The sequence below is a fragment of the Chryseobacterium edaphi genome, assembly GCF_025628985.1.
GTDB classification, from domain to species: Bacteria; Bacteroidota; Bacteroidia; order Flavobacteriales; family Weeksellaceae; genus Chryseobacterium; species Chryseobacterium edaphi.
The window spans coordinates 678,403-698,053 of sequence record NZ_JAOTEM010000001.1; the positions used below are offsets into that span (position 1 = coordinate 678,403).

Consider the following 19,651-nt stretch of genomic DNA (forward strand, 5'->3'; position numbering starts at 1 on the left):
ATCGAAGACTAGAAGAAGTCAAACGGCTTTGTGTAAATTAATAACAATTAGTAGTCAAAAATCTTTGTGTACTCTATGTTCAAAAAATATAAAAATAATATGAAAAAATATAAAATTCAAAAATCACCTTTTGTTGTTCCAACAAATGACGGAAAGTTAATAGAGGAACATTGGGGAAATTCAACCCAAAATCAAAATATTTCAATTGCACACATGGTTGCTCCGCCAAACTGGAGCGAACCTCACCAAACTCCAGAATTTGATGAGTTTACCATCATTATTTCAGGTAAAAAACAATTTGAAATTGACGGCGAAATTGTAGTTTTAGAAAAAGGGCAAAGTATTTTGATTGAAAAAGGAGCAAGAATTCGTTACAGTAATCCGTTTTCTGAATCATGCGAATATATTGCAATTTGTCTTCCTGCTTTTTCGATGGAACTGGTGAATAGAGAAGAAGAAAAAAATTAAATATGGCGTTACAAATTTGTCCAAAGTGTAAAGAAAATTCTTTTACTTGGTTTATAAACGGAAAGACTTATCTGACGAGTTGGAGTTGTTTTAACTGTGATTATGAAGCAAAGCAAACTGTCAGCGATGAGCTTGTATGTGAAAATTGTGAAGAGAAAACAAAAGTAAAGCTGAAAGATCGGGAAAGTGAATATTGGTGGTGTTCTAATTGTAATACAACCAGTGAAGTATAAGAAAATAACCTCAATTTTTTGAGGTTATTTTCATTTATAAAATTTAATTATTTCAAAATTTCCTTTAGAAACATCAACGTATGATTCCATGCTCTTTTTGCCATTACAGGATTGTAGTCGGGCGATTTCGGATCAGTAAACGTATGCTTTGAATTGGCATAAGTAATAATTTGCCAGTCAGCTTTTCCCTCATTCATTTCTTTTACCAGATTGTTATAATCTTCAGGAATTACGCCTTTATCTTCTGCAGGATTTTCTACTAAAATTTTAGTTGAAATCGCTTCATTCGGTCTAGATTGATCTTTTCCGATGCTTCCGTGAATAGAAACAACTCCGACAACCGGTAATTTTCCTCTTGCGGATTCCAGAGCTCCGGTTCCGCCAAAACAATATCCGATCAATGCAATTTTCTCTGGAATGGCACCGTTTTTCTTCAGTTGTTCCAAAGCCAGCGAAATTCTTTTTTGGTAGGCAGCGTAATCTTTCTTATAAAATCCTGCCGTTTTTCCTGCCGAATCATTGTCTTTCGGCACATTTCCCTCACCATAAATATCGGCGATAAAGGCAACATATCCTTGTTTTTCTAAATCTGCCGCCGCAGTTTTTGCTTCATCGTCAATTCCTTTCCAGGCCGGAAGAATGAGAACTCCGGGAAGTTTTTTTCCTGCGTTTGAGGTTACCAAACCGTTCAGTTTTTGAGAACCGTCCTGATAAGAAACAGGTTTTAAATATTGACTAAAAACTGTTGCAGAAATCAGCAAAGTTGCAGTGATGAAAATTGATTTTATCATATTTTGTAATTTAATTTTTCAGGAGCTTTTTCCCGCTTTCCGTTGCAATCTTTTTTTTCAAAAAAGGATTTTCACTACAATCGGGGCTAGAAGATTTGTCGGATTTTCAAATTTTATCATGAAATCAACAGTCTTTTTGTTACTTCGTATGAATCTATTCAAAATTATTAGAAATAATATTAAAGATTCGTTTCTAGATTCCTACGGAATGACAAAGAGTATGCCTAAATGATAATTGAAATAAACTCTTATCTAAATTAACGAAAATAACTTACAATGAGATTAATAAAATGTTATAAAAGGTTTCAAGGTTTATAAAACTGATATTCTCCGTTATCATAATAAGCATTAATGTGCTGCAATCCATTTGTCAAAACAATTTCTTTTGCTCCGATAATTGAGTTATATCGTGCAGTTTGTTCGAACGTTTTTTCAGTCAGTTTTATTTGCGGAGCTTTACATTCAATCAGAATAATGGGTTGTGTTTTTTCCGTAATTAAAAGGTCAATTCTTTTCGTCAAACCATTAAGAACAATCTTTTTTTCTGTGATTAAAGCTGATGCAGAGTAGGATTTTACGGTGAGATAATAATGAATCCAATGTTGTCTCACCCATTCTTCAGGAGTAAGCAAAAGGTAAGTTTTGCGCACCAAATCATAGATAAAAAACTTATCTTTGTCTTTCTTGAATTTAAAATCAAAAGTTTCCTGAAAATTCAGTTTGGGAAGTTCCATTTATAGAGATGAAAGAATTAGATTTAATCCTCAAAAATATTAAAAATAAAGAAGTTTTACCGATTTATTTTTTCCACGGAGAAGAACCTTACTTTATTGACGTTGCTGTAAAAGCCCTTGAACACGACTTTCTGGAGGAAGACGAAAAAGCTTTCAACCAAACTGTAACTTACGGAAAAGATACCACTTATCAGGAAGTTTTGTCTTTGGCGAGACAGTTTCCGATGATGGGAGATAAGCAGGTAATTATCGTAAAGGAAGCGCAGGATTTAAAATTTAATGATGAAGAAAGCCGGGCATTGGAAATGTATGTTGAAAATCCGGTTCCTTCGACAGTTTTGGTTTTTGCTCACAAACACAAGAAGTTAGACAGCCGGAAGAAGGTTACAAAAACTTTAGGTAAAATCAATGCACTTTTTTTGAGCGAGTCTTTTAAAGATCACAATCTCCCGAAATGGATTGCAGATGAATGTCTCAGACTAAAAATAAAAACTGCCCCGAATATTTCTCATCTTCTCGCAGAATATCTCGGAAATGACCTTTCCAGAATCTCGAACGAGCTTGGTAAATTGAAAATTATCCTTAAAGAAGGGCAGGTTTTAGACGGAACAATTGTTGAAAATCACATAGGAATCAGCAAAGAATTCAATGTTTTCGAACTCCAGAAAGCTTTAGGAACAAAAAATACGAATGCTGCATTCAAGATTGCTCATTTTATGGGTAAAAATCCGAAAAACAATCCTTTTGTCATGTTGCTTTCAAGCCTTTATAATTACTTTTCGAATGTAATTGTTTACAGTACAATGATTGGTCAGTCGCCGCAAGTTATTGCTTCGCAAATGGGTGTAAATCCTTATTTTCTAAAAGATTATGCAGAAGCAGCGAGATTATATCCTTTAAAACATTCGACAAGAGTAATTTCTATTTTAAGAGAATTCGATATGAAAGGAAAAGGTTTGGGAGCAGTCAATATGAGTGAAGCGGAATTGATTAAAGAACTGGTTTACAAGATTATCAATGTTGATAAAATTAAAATGAAAGTTTAAAATGAGAATGATGAGTAAGTTTGCTTTACTAGTAAATCCTTTGATAAACTTGACCATTATAATTAACTTTTATTTATTGGCAGTCTCAATTGACAATCAACATATTTATTATTGAAAACTATCATTAATTTTTCTTTAATTAAATATTAAAAATTCCGAACTTTGTCCACTTAAAATTTAAATCTTTTTGAATAGCTAATTATGGAGCAAAATATTTTAGATTGTATCATCGTAGGATCTGGACCTTCTGGTTTCACAGCAGCAATTTATGCAGCTAGAGCAGACTTAAAACCTGAACTATACACAGGTCTTGAGCCGGGTGGACAATTAACGACAACTACCGAAGTTGATAATTTCCCAGGCTATCCTGCTGGAATTACAGGTCCTGAAATGATGATGGATCTACAAAAACAGGCAGAAAGATTTGATACGAAAGTGCATTACGAAATGATAACAAAAGCCGAATTTTCTACAGAAGTTGGCGGAGTTCATAAATTATATGCAGGGAATAAGGAGCTATTTGCAAAAACGGTCATTATTTCTACAGGTGCGACTGCAAAATATCTTGGTTTAGACGACGAAAAAAAATATAATGGGGGAGGAGTTTCTGCCTGTGCGACCTGCGATGGATTTTTCTACAGAGGAAAGGATGTTGTGGTTGTCGGAGCAGGTGATACTGCTGCTGAAGAAGCGACTTATCTTGCAAAGCTTGTGAATAAGGTGACAATGTTGGTGAGAAAAGATGAGTTCAGAGCGTCAAAAGCAATGATTCACAGAGTTGAAAATACACCGAATATTGAAGTGAAATTTCACCATGAATTAATTGGAATTGAAGGCGAGAATAATCTGGTTGAAAGAGCTGTTGTTATTGATAACCAGACTCAGGAAAAATCGACAGTAGATGTTCACGGAATTTTTATTGCGATCGGTCACAAACCAAACACTGATATTTTTGTTGGTCAGATTGATTTAGATGAAAACGGATATATCGCAACCGAAAAAGGATCTACAAGAACAAATCTTCCAGGAGTTTTTGCTGCAGGAGATGTTCAGGATCATATTTACAGACAGGCAATTACAGCGGCAGGAAGTGGTTGTATGGCAGCAATGGATGCTGAAAAATATTTGGCTGAATTGCATTAATATTCAATTTTAAAATATAGAAACGCACCTTTTTTGGTGCGTTTGTTTTTATGATGAAGTTGCCATGATTTGGAAACATAAACAATTAATAAGTTTCATCAACTGCATTACTTGTCCCGACTATTAGGGATGACTTTTAAAAACAAGACATATCTACATATGAAAAATATATTATTCATTTTTGTCGGAGGCGGCTTCGGAAGTATTTTACGATATTTAATGTCAAATTATACCCAAAAACTTTGGAATATCAATTCATTTCCGATGGGCACTTTTTTGGTAAATATAGTTGGATGCTTGATGATTGGATTTTTGACTTCTTACTTTATGAAAAATGATAATTATTTAAAATACCTTTTGATTACAGGTTTTTGTGGGGGTTTTACAACGTTCTCTACTTTTTCGGTTGAGAATTATTCGTTGTGGCAAAATCAGGAATATGGAACTTTACTTTTGTATGTGGCTTTAAGTGTTATTTTAGGTTTTGTTGCAGTTATTGCGGGGATGAAATCTCAGGTTTTATTGCATTAGTTTAATTTGTTTTAAAAATAAGTCATCTGATTTTTAATGATTTATTAATCTAAGTTTAAATTAAACATAAAATTGTTTTGCAGATATTAGAAAGAGTTTTATATTTGCACCACTGAAAACGACAGTAATGTCGCAAATCAGGAGAGATGGCAGAGTGGTCGATTGCGATAGTCTTGAAAACTATTGACTGTAACAGGTCCGGGGGTTCGAATCCCTCTCTCTCCGCTGGTTGAGAAACTAAAATAAGCTAAAACGCTGTAAACATCAATGTTTACAGCGTTTTTTGTTTGCGCTAGAGTCAAAAAAAAAATCAAAATAGGTCACGATTTTTATGACCTTTTTGTGACCTATCGTGAAAACATGAAAAGAGGTCACGAAAAACTCAAAAAACCTGACCAATAGCCAGTTCAATGGTTATACATCTTGCAAAAAGTGGTAACAAATATTAAATTATTAAACAATTAAAGTTATCACATAATGAACAAAACATTCAATCTTTTATTCATAATAAAAAAGAATAAAATTAGAACAAATGGAACCGCTCCGATATACTTAAGAATCACAATAGACGGGAAGGTTTCGGATATTGCTGCTAAAAGATATATAGAGCCACACAAATGGGATAGTAAAGCGCGCAAAGCAACAGGTAATTCGCAAGAGGCTAAAACATTGAATATTTATCTTAAGACTTTAGAACAAGATGTTTACAATTCACACTACCTGATGTTAAAAGAGGAAGACGATGTAACAGCTGTTAGTTTAAAATCTAAACTGCTCGGAACCGACATTGAAAAGAGAATGTTAATTCCCATATTTCAAGAGCACAATGATAAAATTGAAGCATTGGTTGGTCAAGATTTCGCACCAGGAACGTTGGAAAGATACAAAACATCATTAAAACATACTCAGGAATTTATTAAGTGGAAATATAAGACCTCCGACATTGACATTACAAAAATTGACCACGCTTTCATAATGGATTATGATTTCTGGCTTCGTAGTGTACGTAAATGTGCTAACAATACTGCAGTAAAATATATCAAGAATTTTAAAAAGATCATTCGGTCATGTATTGCGAATGGCTGGCTTTTAAAATATCCTTTTCTGGGCTACAAAGCAAAGCTTAAAGTAGTAGAACGTCCTTATCTAACAAAGGAGGAAATTCAGGTGATTTATGAAAAAGAATTTGTGTCGGACAGATTGCGCCAGGTTCGGGATATTTTTCTTTTCTGCTGTTATACTGGTTTTGCATATGGTGACGTAAAAAATTTGACCAAAAATAATGTCAATATTGGTGTCGATGGTGAACAATGGATATTTACACGTCGTCAAAAAACCGATACGTCAGTGAGAGTTCCTTTATTACCATTAGCAAAAGAATTAGTTTTAAAATATGAGAATCATCCGAGTTGTGTAAATTCAGGTTTTTTATTTCCTGTTATTAGCAATCAGACTATGAATTCCTATCTCAAAGAAATTGTAGATTTATGTGAAATTAATAAAGAATTAACCTTTCATATCGCAAGACATACTTTTGCCACTACTGTTACATTGTCTAATGGAGTACCGATCGAAAGCGTTAGCAAAATGCTTGGCCATACCAATATAAAAACTACACAACAATATGCTAGGATTTTAGATCAAAAAGTGAGCGATGATATGTTGAGCCTAAGAAGCAAACTTGAGGAAGAAAAAAAATAACTGTCTTCATGCTTGCTTAAATAGCTTGTGTTGAATAGTTAAAATACAAAGAGTCTAGGAATAATCCTGTCAAGGGACCAAGACGAGCGTATCTTCAAACACGTTTATCGATGATTTGGTTCGATTGAGCCAAATTAAACAGGAATTACAAAGCTTATTTTTTACAGATAATTTCCATTAAATATAAATATTGTAATATTTATCAATTTAATCTCTAAAATTCGAAGCAAATACAATTGTAATATTTAGTCATTAAATTGTTCGACCTGTATTTTACCAATAACCGAAGAGAAGATTTAGTGCATATTGCTGTTTTAAAATACCAAAAAGAAACTTTATTTCTAATTTATATCTCATTTGAATTTTAGTCACAATTACAATGCTACAAAATAGTACTTCAAATCGAACTCTACAAATAAACCATTCCAGAATTTGAAATGAGATAGAGCTTAATAAATATTAATTTCTGAGAGCTTGGTAAATGTTAATCGATTTTGTATAATTAAGACTGTTTATAACAACTTTGGTGATTTTTAGATTAGTTTTTATTTGTTTGAATTGATATATCAAAAGCGTTTTAAGAAATTTTAATAAATTTTAAGATTTATTTGTGTTTTTTAATCCTTTTTTAATAGTTTTGTCGTACCAAATAAAACAATAACCCAAAACAATATGAAAAAACACATTAAATTTCCCTAATTAATGATTTAATTCATTCCTCAATTTTCAGAATCCTGAAAATTAAAAATCTATTTCTTTATTTATTTTCTCTCACATAATTCATTTTATTATGTCAAAATTTCTATACTGTAAAGCGGTTATGGTAGCGGTATTTTTATATTCAGCCAACACCTATTCCCAATTGATTGGATCTGATATCCAGATATGGGAAAAATCTACTCCAACAATCCGGGAAGCTTCTAATTCCAAAAATGATCAATTGCTAAATTTCCATTATGGAATTAAAGATAGGTCTATTAAAAAATACATCAAACACAGTAAAAATAAGAGTCATACATTGAGTATGGTTCATACAGCAAAGGATGATGAAAAAATATGGGAAAATGATGATCAGAAAATATCCTTAAGCAACACCAAATATGAAAGTAAGGAGTCTAAGAAGACGACAAAAATTCAGAAGCAACCCAGTATTTTCACTTTTACTGGGAATGCTGAAAACCCGGACGGAAAATCAGACAGTATAAAAATCAGGTTTGAAGATCAAAATCTATATGAGATGATTTTCATACCCAGAAAGGCAAAAGCAATGGATTTGAATAAGATTCATTCTTATTTATCGATTAAATATGGAATTTCTTTACAGAGAGGAAAATATTACGACAGTGATGGAAAAGTGATCTGGGATCCTGAAAAGCATAAAGAATTTGTACACAGACCGACAGGTCTTGGCAGAGATGACGGTAATGAATTGTATCAAAAGCAGTCATCCAATGTAGAAGATCAATTCTTGACAATCGGGAAGACAGATATTAAAAAAACGAATGTAGAAAATACAAGTCTCTTTGATCATAATAATTTTGTGATCTGGTCTGATAATAATAAAGGAATGACTATGAAACCGGACGGAAATTTCAATGTTCTCGAAAGAAACTGGGAAATTGATTTTGTAGGTTCTACAATTTCTAGAAAAGAGTATAAAGTGAGGATTAATAAGAAAACAATCAATCCCGACTCGCTTCCAATAGTATATTGGATGTTTTTAAAAAATTCAGCTGGAGACATTACGAAGTTGCAAGGAGTTGAAAACGAAGATCATGTAGACTTTAGTAAAGTAAATTTCTCAGGAGATAAAAATGATGAAAACCTTCAGTATTTTACATTTGCAGTAAGTCCTCTGCAAGATACTAAAACAGAAGATCAGACAAGCTCAGGTTCATCAATTATCAATGAAAACCAACTTTCATTAGATCTCACTCAAATTGTTCTCTATCCAAATCCTGTTAAAAAAGGACAAAGCTTTACAGTGAAATTCCCGGAAATGGAAAATTTATCTATTGCAATTTATGACGGAGGCGGAAGACTGGTTAAACTGGAAAAAATCGGCCATCATTCAAGATCTTACAGCAGTTCGTTGGGAATTCAAAGTTCATATCTGATCACCTTAACGCAGAACGGAAAAGTAATCAAAACATTCAAATTAATCGTTTACTAAAAACCAAATCATGAAAATAAAATCACTAAAACTTCCTTTTACAAAGAAGTCAGCTCTTTTGGTGTGCTTTTTTGCTACAATGTTTCTTTTCGCAAGTTTTACGAAAGAAGACCGATATAAGGTAAGAGCCTTCAAATTGAAGATGATGGAGAAATATTTTGATCATTATATTTTTGAAGATAAACCGGAAACTAAAGAGGGAAAAACAAATAATGATAATCCAAATACTGTTGCAGCTTCTACTTCCATATTTTCTACGAGCGAAAATAAAAACGTAAATCACGCTGGACAATTTAATGTGATCCCGAATGTTTTAATCAATAATAATCCTGATCAGGTTTTCGATTCTGAAGAAAAGCAGGGGATGATCGGTGAGTTTTCTGACGATGAGTCGGATAACCCCTCTGATAATTTTTTCACCATCAGTATTCCCGCAATTAACACATCAAATACAAAAGCATATTTAGTGTATGACTTATTTGGGTTAGAATCTTATCACTCAGTGTCAAGATCAATCAATAGAAATATTGCATTTGGAGGAAATATTATTTTACCCAGCAGCAAATGGAATGTGCAGCGAGAGGAAATCAGTCTAAGCTCATTGAAAGAAGGCAAAAACAGCATTCTCTTTACTTCATCTATCAACGGGATAAAGTATAAAGTTAGAGATGTAAAAATTGTTTTTGAAAAAGGAGTAAGTTCTCCGGAGAATATTTCATCACTACTTTCAGGTAATCAGCTTTATATTAAAGGTATTCAAAATACAAATTTTTCAAATTCAGTTTCAGTAGATAATAAATCTTTACTGACAGCAAATGGAGAATTTGAAAGTTTGATAGAGCTGACTGAAGAAAATAAAGCTAAAGGAAGTATTACGATCAAGAATTTAAATGGTATACAGGAATACAAAATTCCTGTAGGCAAATCCTCATTTAAAACATTAAATGAAAGCAGCTATGAACCTTTAATTATTAATATTTCAAAAGATAACGAGTACAACGAAACTTATGAAAATACAACAGTAGCGATTGATAAAAACTCTGTGGAGTCATCAGCTCAGGTACAGATTTTAAAATTGAGAAAAAAAGACTATCCTGCTGTTTCAAGGGAAATTAAGAGCATGACTGCGAACTCGTCAGCTTACCGTCTATCTATTAAAAGTGGTGTATTGTCAAAAAAGGTCAAATTATCTATTCCTTATGACGATAAAAAATTGGGAGCAAGATCGTCAAAAGAAATCAAAGCTTTCTATTTTGATTATTCGTCCAAGAAATGGAAAGTAGATCCGACAAGTAAGGTTGATGCAGAGAAGAAAGTAGTTACTGTAGAAGGAGATGGTGATACAGATTATATTAATGGTGTAATATCAGTTCCGGAATCTTCGCAACTGGAATCTTTCGCTCCAACAAGCATTAGCGGTTTAAAAGCAGCGGATCCGACGGCTGGATTACAATTGATGGGTGTTCCTAGCGCAAATCAAAAGGGAGATGCCAATGCAAATTATCCAATTCGTGTTCCAAGTGGTCTTGGCGGTCTTCAACCATCACTATCTATCGGATATAGCAGTGGAGGTGGTAACGGTTGGATGGGAGATGGATGGAATATCAGTGGTTTGTCATCCATAACGGTAGATACAAGATGGGGAACTCCTGAATTCGATGCAGCAGGTGAAACGGAACTTTACTCCCTAGACGGAGAAATGCTGGTTTATCCGAATCAATATTTGCCTCACAGACATAATGATGTCAGCGAAAATAATACAGCGATTACTACTGAAAAACAGTTGAGAACAGCTTTTACAGATCCTAACAGCAGTTTGGTAAAGAAATTCTATCTTAGAAAAAATCATGATTTTTCATTGATTGAGCGCATAGGAAATTCTCCTGGTGGTTACACATGGAAGGTAACTTCTACCGATGGAACAAAAAGATATTATGGTGGGTCACCCGATTCAATGCTTTCCGGAGTAGGTGGAATTTCACATTGGAGCCTAAGAATGGTAGAGGATGCACATGGCAATACTATGGAATTTACCTATTATAATGAAGGCGGTGGCGGTGGTCAGTTCCATCAGATCAAAAAGATTGCCTATGGAAAGAATAAGGATTATACCGTTAACTTTATTAAAGAGACGAGTATAACAAGAAAAGATATCAGTATCAATGCTAAACAGGGCTTTGCAAGATCAGAACCTTATTTGTTGAAAAGCGTCGAAGTAAAGTATAAAACTGAACTGATCAGAACCTATAAAATGGATTATATTGATGGTGAGTTTTATAAAACATTATTAAAGCGTATTTATATTGTCCCTCATAATCCTTGTTCTACAACGTTGGCAAGCAAATCTGAAATTAGAGATATTGATGACGGAAGTGGCGGCGGTGGTGGTACTAGTGGCGGGATTGATCCGACTTGTAATGAAATTACTGACAGCTATACTTTCGACTATTACAACGATGTTCGTGACGGTCAAGGAAATGTGAGAATGTACGGTCCGGATACTCATGTAGGATTACAAAATGACAAACAGCCTTATCCCGGAATAGTAAATAGCCTGCTTACTCCATCTAAAATCAACGGGAATATCAGTTCTGAGAAAGGCTTGAATTTCAGAATTGCTGCAGGGTTAAACTTCTACTATCCTTCGAATGATGCGTACGGACATTTGATGTTTGGATTTCCTTTTGGTTACTCAAATGCGGAAGCAAGAAATGCTCAACAACTTTCTGACTTTAACGGCGATGGTATTCAGGATATGATCTACAGGGTACCTGATGAAGGACTTTTTTTAAGAACCGGAACTTTAGATGGCTTAGGTAATTTGGCTTTTAATTCCTCACAACCTATAGGAAACTATAGTGGTGATTTCTCATTCACCGAAACAAAAACCACTAATTCGGGATGGGATATGGGAGCTATTATTTATAGTAAATCACAAATAAGCTCTTCTTCGACTAGTACAACAAAAACATATCTCATTGATGCCAATTCAGACGGCCTTACAGATATAGTGCATAACGGTGAAGTATGGTTCAATAGATTTGACCGGACTACAGGAAAGTCTGAAATGACTAAACATTCTGAGCACACCGAAAATATGATCGTGAAAGCAAAAGCAGTTCAGAGCCCTTTAAGTGCGTGCCCTGATCCTAAAAGGTGTCCGCAGGATCCTGTGCTTCCACCGGTTCCGATTACTGATGTTGTTAAAATTTGGATAGCTCCAAAGGATGGTTATGTTAGATTTAGGGATGATGTGACGATGACGGCATATGGTCAGCTGCAATCTCCTCCACAGAAAATGTATTATTCTGTAGAAATACTAAATCCAACGCCGACGGGCAATCCTTTGGTTTACAATAATGGAAGAATTTATTTATCAGAAATCGTTGCGGGAGCGATGACTCAAAATATATCGATTGAAAGGTATAACGATTATTTGAGTCAAATTCAGAACCTACCTCAAAATGGGGTAAACAGCCATTATGGTATTAATAATGGTAATAGGTTATTTGTAAAAAGCGGTGAAAAAATTTATGTAAGGTTGCATAAAAATATTAACCAAAATTATCAGATAGGTTCTAATCCGGTTATTACTTATGTTGATCCCAATTCTGGTGCTGAGATTCCAAATAATGCGTTGCTGGAACAAGATCAATTCCATCTAAATAATGGGAGCTATGCGGACAATCTATTCTTGAACAACATATCAGCGCCTATCTATCTTGATGCCAACGGAACAGCTACTATCCAAATACCAAGTCTGAATTTTTCGTATTTAACAGATAAGGTTACATTTAGAGTTGTTACTGAAGATGCTTCCGGAACGATTACGGATTTAATTAATCCTGAGGTGTACGATTCTACGAATCTAACCACTACAGCTCATTCACTTACTCTTACCACAAGTGCATCTGCTCCGGTACATTTAAAATTTATGGTAGAATCTGATTCCCATACTAATTTTTACGGTGTCAACTGGAATGGACAAATATCAGTAGACTATCAGGCATCTACAAGTTACAATCCAAATATCTTTGTACGACATGCACCAGTTCCTGAGTATCCGTCATTTGCAGTTACACAGCTTAGTAATAAATTAAATATTAGCCAACTAGCTAATCCTGGTATCTCGGGAAGTCATAATTTTGGAATTCAAATCAATAAGAATGTTTCGAATTTCTCAGGTCTTGGAACGGGATCATTCTATTATATCATAAAAAAAGGAAATAACATTCTTGCTAAACGCAAAATAACGGTTGCAGCCGGCAATAGCCTAATTGAAGAACAGGATATGTCTAACGGACAGGCGGTGAGCGGTGTATCTCCAATTATTTTTTATACAGGTGATCCAGCATTCGGAAATAGCAATGATCTGGTGACGGTTCAGGTATATACAAAAACGGGTGGTGATTATGCATTATTTAATAATTATAATGCTCATTTCCAAGGTAAACCGTTTGTGGTTTACTATGATTCAGCAAATGTTTATTCAAGTACTTCTGCAACAGCGGTTAACACGGCAATGTATAATACAAAATCTTTGTTCTACAATAACTGGGGACAATTCCTGTATCAGCCCGGAAGCTTTAGTGATTATACTTACGGTCCTGCTATACAGTCAACTGCATTTACCTCAGAAGTTACAACCCAAAATACCTATCCACAGTGTCAGGGAATAACGAATAATGCTGATTTGGCACAATGTATTTTAAATGCAACAAGTAATCCTAATGCAGGTAATAATACGGTAAGCAGTACAGTTTCTATGATGAAGCCGAGTTTAGTGCAGGCCAGAAATGGCTTTAGAAGATATTGGGTCGGAATCGGTCCTAATCAGTTTACAAATGAATGGGGTTTCAATAATGATGAAACGGTCAATTATTTCAATAATCCTGTTGCCGTATTGCCTCCTGTAACTCCGGTTACTTATACTTCGGGACAACTTTCTGTTGACACGACAATGAAAGGAATTAACAGGGTTAATAAAAGTGGTTCATACAATAATACACAAGGTCTAAGTTTTGGAATGGGAAGTGCAGGCAACTCTGTAACACAGCTTTCAGGAATCGGCAGTGTAGAAACCCAAACTTTTTCTGATCTTAATGGTGATGGCTATCCTGACATTGTTTATCCACAATCTGTTCAGTTCACCAATTCTACAGGAAGTTTGAATAATATGCAGATACTTGATTCGGGAGACTTTCCGACCAGTTCAAACAGTTATCAAAAAATGAATTCGCTTGGCTTCTCATACAATGCATTTTCTGTCACAGGGAGAATCGGAGCGCAAGGAGGAAACGGAACCTCAACACGTGCTGACACCGGCATGCCTTGGTCAGGAGGAGCATCTATCAGTGCGGGCGTCAATGATTATTATGATTCTTATGATTCCGGAAAATCTTTCTGGTTGGATATTAATGGAGATGGGCTACCTGATAGGATTAAAGATGGAGGTACACAGTACATGACTTATGCTATGAATTTGGGGAGAAGCTTAGGGGGATATTCCTCTTACGAAAATCTGATCACCTACCGTTCAAGACCTAAAGGAAGTTTCAGTCTTGGTATAGGAGCGTCATTAGGAGGTTCTGCAAACTTGAGCGCATTAAGTAGTTTTGGATTTGGAATCAGTGCAAGTGCTGGAGCATCAGCGTCTACTGGAACTGCCGAAACAGTGTACGAAGATATAAACGGTGATGGACTGATTGATATCCTTGAAGTAAATAATTCCAACAATTCATCCACAGTACGATACAATCTCGGAAATAAATTTGATAACCCTACACCTCTCCTTAAATCAGCAGGAGCAATTGACTTTACTGATGAGACGAGATCATTCAACGGTTCGTTTTCATTTGGAGGAAATTATATGTTCAACATAGGTCCTATTACACTGATACCACCTATTGTAGTTTTAATACTTTGGATTAAAGCTGGAGCAGGAGCTACTGCGAATATAGGATTAAATGTTTCTGAAACAAGAAAAGCATTTAAAGATATGAACGGTGATGGATATGCTGATTTGGTGGTTGATAACAACAGTGGTTTTACGGTAAATTATTCGCAGGTTGGAAGAACGAATAAGCTAAAAGCAATTACCAATACGATCTCAAAAGGTAGATATAACTTAGATTATCAATTTGCAAGATCAAATTATGATAACCCTCATGCTAAATTGGTTGTTAATAAAATTACGGTAACAGAACCTGATGTATTTTCTCCAAATTATACGACTGATCAAGGGAACAAAATGGAAACAGTTTACTCTTTCAGTAATAGAAAGTATGACAGAAGAGAAAGAGAGGATTTTGGTTTCGGAGTTGTAAGGACTTCCGAGATGAATGGAGGATCAGCAGAAAGAGTCTCCGAAGACTATTACTACAATAACAGTTATCTAATGAGCGGTTTGCCAGATAAAAACATTGTAATGAACGGGAGTGGTGGTCTTATTTCCGAGACTAATTACAAATATAAGCTTCAACGATTTATTAACAATACAACGCAGATTGATCTAAATTCAAATTTGGGAACTGATTATGATACTGGGGGTAGAGAAGGAAGAAAGATGGCTATTGCTTTGTTGAGTGAGAAAACAAATACAGTTCACGAATCAGGTGGAGATATTACAACTACCGAGCAGTTTTCTTACACCACAAAGGGCATGATATCAATTTATCAATACACAAGCCCTTCAACGGCGTACAATACTCAAATATCATACATGTCACTGAACAATAATATTGTTCTTCCTTCAGTAGTAGAAGTTTATGAAGGAACTGGTACAGGCACGTTACTTCGACACAGAAGGATAGAAGCAGTGAACCAATATAATGGTGATATTGGTGCATACATAACTTATGACGGTACTGATGATATTACAACGAACATTGAATATCATCCTTCAGGAAATATTAAAAAAGTAACCTCTCCTCCCAATCATAATAATGACAGATATTGGATTGAATACACCTATGATAATGCGGTAACTGATAAATATGTGACAATGAGTAAAGATGTTCACGGCATTCAGTCAACGGCTGTTTATAATCCACTATTTGACGTTGTAACGAGAAAAGTTGACACCGGCGGAAATGCTATGGTATTTTATTACGACGGTTTTGGAAGACCCTCATCGATTATGGGACCTAATGAGATTGCAAGCAACTCTACGGTACCTACTGTAAAATATAAATATTGGACAGATCATGCAGGAATCGCTAACAATAATAGCGCAGTAAAAATCTACCGTGCATCAACCTCAAACTATGATCCGGAATATGCAAGTACTAACAACACGATTATGACCGATACGTATGCTGACTTTTTAGGACGAGTGGTACAGGTTAAAAAAGACATAGAATTAAGCGGTGCAGAATGGAGATCAATTTCAGGAAGAACTGTTTATGATATTTTGGGAAGAACAATTCAGAAGTATCATCCGAAATTTGAAATGCTTGGGAATACGAATCTTTATCAGAACGGAGCAACCGGACCAAGTACCTCTCAATCTTATGATAATAAGGATAGAGTTGTTTCTGCAACAGATGAAGACGCAAACACAAAGTTAACTCAATATAGCATTACAAATAACTTGTTTAAAACAACTGATGAATTTTTAAATCAGAAATCGGAATCTTACGCTAACGCTGAAGGTAAAACTGTGAAAAAAGATGATTATCTATATTCACAACCGCTTTCCACAATATTTAAATATAATACCATTGGTGAATTAATGGAAGTGAAAGACCCAGAGGGAATGACTACAAGTTATTCTTATAATCTTGCAGGACGACGTACGCAAAAGAGGCATCCTGATAAAGGAATAACGAGTTATGAATATGACCAGGCTGGAAATCTTAGAAGATTAACCACGGATAATTTATTGAATGATTCCAGTATCAATACGCACTATATTGAATACAAATATGATTATAACAGACTTTTAGGAATATTCTTACCAGATCTTCCTTCAGGAGATCCCAACCCAGGCAACGTACAGTATCAGTATGGACTTTCAACCGCAGGTAATAATGCAGGTAAAATCATTACAAAAGCTGACGGTTCCGGTGATACAGTCTATAAATACGGAAGAATGGGAGAAGTGATATCTGAGCTGAGAATTATACGCGGAGCCCATATTCCTGAAATGTACTTCAAGACTTACTTCAACTATGACAGCTGGAACCGTTTGACTAAGATCAAATATCCGGATGAAGAACTTGTCTCTTATCATTATGATAAAGGGGGTAACCTGAAATCGGTCGATAATAATTATGGCGAAACATTGATTGAAAACTCTAATTATGATAACTATGAGCAACGTTTAAAAATTTCCTATGGAAATGGTACGTCACAACATTATGCTTACAGCGCACAAAACAGAAGGTTAGACCGGTACTACCTAATGAATAATGCCAATCAGATGATGTTGCATAATACGTATAAATATGATCCGTTTTCAAACATCAGTATGATTCAGAATCAGGCAGATCCGTTGACAAACGGCATGGGTGGGGCATTTCAGTTTAATTTGAATTACGATACGCTCAACAGGTTGATAGGTACTGAGACTGGACAGGTAATTATACGTGAAAAGGAAGGTCAAATCCCTATAACTTCTTTTACCCCATCGACTTACAATCTTGTAATGGAGTATAATAATGTTGGAGGAATTACAAGGAAACACCAGCATCATGAAAGAGATCAGAATGTTGTACATGAGAATACGTATGAAAATAGATATGACTATGTTCAGAATACCCATAAAGTGGAAAGAGTTGTAGACCAATCATCTGGTAATGCTGAATATTTTGACTATGATTTTAACGGAAATGCCTTGAATCATAGCGATAGCAACGGTGTCAAGAAAATGTTTTGGGATGAGCAGGATCGTTTGAGAGCTTTTTATAACGATAATACCGGTACCTATCAATATTATACATATAATGATAAAGGAGAGAGAGTGATCAAATATGGGCTTGAAATCCCTACTCAGCTCTATCAGAATGGGGTGCCGGTTGAAATTAACGAATTAAAGTTATTTGAATATAAAATATATCCGAATGCCTATGTAACGGTAAGCTCAACAGGGCAGTATACGAAACATTATTTTGAAGGATCCAAAAGGTTTGCGAGCAGACTTATGGATGGTGCTGACAGGTTTAAAGATCCTGCTGTATTGTACACCAACAGAACAGCGGAAGATAAACCATCTACTAAACCTGCAGACGTACAATCTGATTTTGAGAAGTATCTTGAAAAATCTGGTGTCGGTAAAGGTCTTTCTTTGGAGCTCAGAGAAAGAACCTGGAGTCCTGATTTATACTATCTGCATGGAGATCAATTAGGAACCGCAACATTTGTAACCAATTCTCAATCACAGGCAACACAATTTTTCCTAAATTTACCTTTTGGAGAAACAATGATTGAGCAGATGGATGGATCTTATGACAATCCGTTTAAGTTCAATGCAAAAGAATTAGATGAAGATACAGGATTATATTATTACGGAGCTAGATATTATAATCCGAGATTGAGTATTTGGTATGGCGTTGACCCATTAGCAGAAAAATATCCTGATCTATCTCCCTATGCTTATGTAGCTAATAATCCTGTTAATGCCATTGATCCAAATGGAAAAGATATAATAGTTCTATCACACGGAGGACGCAAACAGACAAGTATGGATGGTGGAAAAACAAATGGACACAAACATGTTGTAGGACATATGGCAGTATTAATTGGAAATGATAAATCAGGATGGAGATATTTATCATATGATTATGATAAGGGTGATAATAAAGGTAGAGGTAAAAATGGTAGAAATGATAACTACACTGCAAAAACGTTTAAAAGTTTAGATGAGTTTAAAAACTCTGAACATAATACTTTTAAGGAAGATTATGATGATGGTAAAGGCTTAAGTAGTTCCCACAGAGATTCCAATGGGAATATAATTCAAAGATATCAAAATGCTTATCAAATTTCTACGTCTGAAGAAACTGATGCCAATATGATAAAAGCAGGAACCGAGGTTTTTGATAGTAAATGGACACAGTTTAAAACTTTAACGCAAGCAAATCAATGTACTACAGTTGCGGAGATGGCTCTTAATGCTGGAGGATTACAAAATGGTGAACAAAATAAAACGGGAAGATATGATGCGAAAACAGGTGAGGAATATATTGAAACAAATTATCTTCCGGCGGCAAAACAGAGAGCTATTGAAATGAAAAATAAAGGTAAAGATGTTGATTATAAAATTAAAAGAACTTCAAATGGAGTTAATGGAAGTTGGTAATGAAAAATAAAATATTTATTGTAATCATACTTGTTATAATCTTATATTATATTATAAGTTTGCTAATTTTTGGTGGTAATTTTACTATGGAAAATTACTATTCTTATAACAGTATTGAGGAAGCGAAACAAAATAAAACTTTTACTTCAAGTAATCTAGATATCACTATTGAGGGGGATTCTTTGCAAAATGTGAGTGATCTTAAAAATAAGTTTTATTTGAGTAAATCTACTTTCCAAAAATTTTATGGTTTCTTAATTTCATTCGATATGGAAGATGAACGTTATAGAAGAATTATTTGGGAAGAGCCTATTAAACAGTCTCTTGGTAGAAATTGGGTTATTGAGGATGAAAAAGGTAATTACTTAGGAGAAGCCTTCTATAAAGGCCATTATGATGGAGAATTAGGTGAGGAAGTAACGTTACTTGTTAAAAATCCTAAGTCTGGCTACAAAATTGGTGAAATTAAAATTCAAATTAAATAATGTAATTCACTCGAAAAAACTGATTGATATTAAAGATTAAATTATG

Annotated in this window: 11 protein-coding genes and 1 tRNA gene; 10 read left to right on the plus strand and 2 right to left on the minus strand. The window is 34.7% G+C overall.

The window, feature by feature from the left end; all coding sequences use genetic code 11:
* Positions 1-99 precede the first annotated feature (99 nt).
* Positions 100-468, plus strand: a complete 369-nt coding sequence (locus tag NZ698_RS03180) for a cupin domain-containing protein (RefSeq protein WP_263001646.1) — start codon at positions 100-102, stop codon at positions 466-468.
* A 2-nt stretch (positions 469-470) separates the two neighbouring features.
* Entirely contained in the window at positions 471-701 is a 231-nt protein-coding gene (locus NZ698_RS03185) for a hypothetical protein (protein ID WP_263001647.1), read from the plus strand.
* A 47-nt stretch (positions 702-748) separates the two neighbouring features.
* On the opposite strand, the gene NZ698_RS03190 is transcribed toward NZ698_RS03185, so the two are convergent.
* Both NZ698_RS03190 and NZ698_RS03195 read right to left on the minus strand, forming a co-directional pair.
* Positions 749-1,492, minus strand: a complete 744-nt coding sequence (locus NZ698_RS03190) for a dienelactone hydrolase family protein (RefSeq protein ID WP_263001648.1) — start codon at positions 1,490-1,492, stop codon at positions 749-751.
* A 305-nt stretch (positions 1,493-1,797) separates the two neighbouring features.
* Positions 1,798-2,226 carry a type I restriction enzyme HsdR N-terminal domain-containing protein gene (locus tag NZ698_RS03195; RefSeq protein WP_263001649.1) on the minus strand — a complete coding sequence of 143 codons (429 nt, stop codon included), beginning with the start codon at positions 2,224-2,226 and terminating at the stop codon, positions 1,798-1,800.
* 8 nt (positions 2,227-2,234) lie between these two features.
* Here NZ698_RS03195 and holA point away from each other — a divergent pair, with 8 nt between their 5' ends.
* The 8 genes from holA to NZ698_RS03235 all read left to right on the plus strand — a co-directional run bounded on the left by holA (position 2,235) and on the right by NZ698_RS03235 (position 19,605).
* Entirely contained in the window at positions 2,235-3,272 is a 1,038-nt protein-coding gene (gene holA / locus NZ698_RS03200; RefSeq protein ID WP_263001650.1) for a DNA polymerase III subunit delta, read from the plus strand.
* Positions 3,273-3,473: 201 nt separating this feature from the next.
* A complete protein-coding gene (trxB, locus tag NZ698_RS03205; protein ID WP_263001651.1) occupies positions 3,474-4,415 on the plus strand; it encodes a thioredoxin-disulfide reductase in 942 nt (313 codons plus the stop codon).
* 159 nt (positions 4,416-4,574) lie between these two features.
* Positions 4,575-4,946, plus strand: coding sequence for a fluoride efflux transporter CrcB (gene crcB / locus NZ698_RS03210; RefSeq protein WP_263001652.1), 372 nt, complete (start codon positions 4,575-4,577; stop codon positions 4,944-4,946).
* 140 nt (positions 4,947-5,086) lie between these two features.
* Positions 5,087-5,171 (plus strand) — tRNA-Ser (locus tag NZ698_RS03215).
* Between the two features lie 252 nt (positions 5,172-5,423).
* Positions 5,424-6,647: a site-specific integrase gene (locus tag NZ698_RS03220; protein ID WP_263001653.1), complete on the plus strand. Its 1,224-nt coding sequence runs from the start codon at positions 5,424-5,426 to the stop codon at positions 6,645-6,647.
* Positions 6,648-7,437: 790 nt separating this feature from the next.
* Entirely contained in the window at positions 7,438-8,820 is a 1,383-nt protein-coding gene (locus NZ698_RS03225; RefSeq protein ID WP_263001654.1) for a T9SS type A sorting domain-containing protein, read from the plus strand.
* Positions 8,821-8,830: 10 nt separating this feature from the next.
* Positions 8,831-19,120, plus strand: a complete 10,290-nt coding sequence (locus NZ698_RS03230) for an RHS repeat-associated core domain-containing protein (protein WP_263001655.1) — start codon at positions 8,831-8,833, stop codon at positions 19,118-19,120.
* Positions 19,120-19,605, plus strand: a complete 486-nt coding sequence (locus tag NZ698_RS03235; RefSeq protein ID WP_263001656.1) for a hypothetical protein — start codon at positions 19,120-19,122, stop codon at positions 19,603-19,605. The genes NZ698_RS03230 and NZ698_RS03235 overlap by 1 nt, the downstream gene beginning before the upstream one ends.
* The last annotated feature ends 46 nt before the right edge of the window (positions 19,606-19,651 follow it).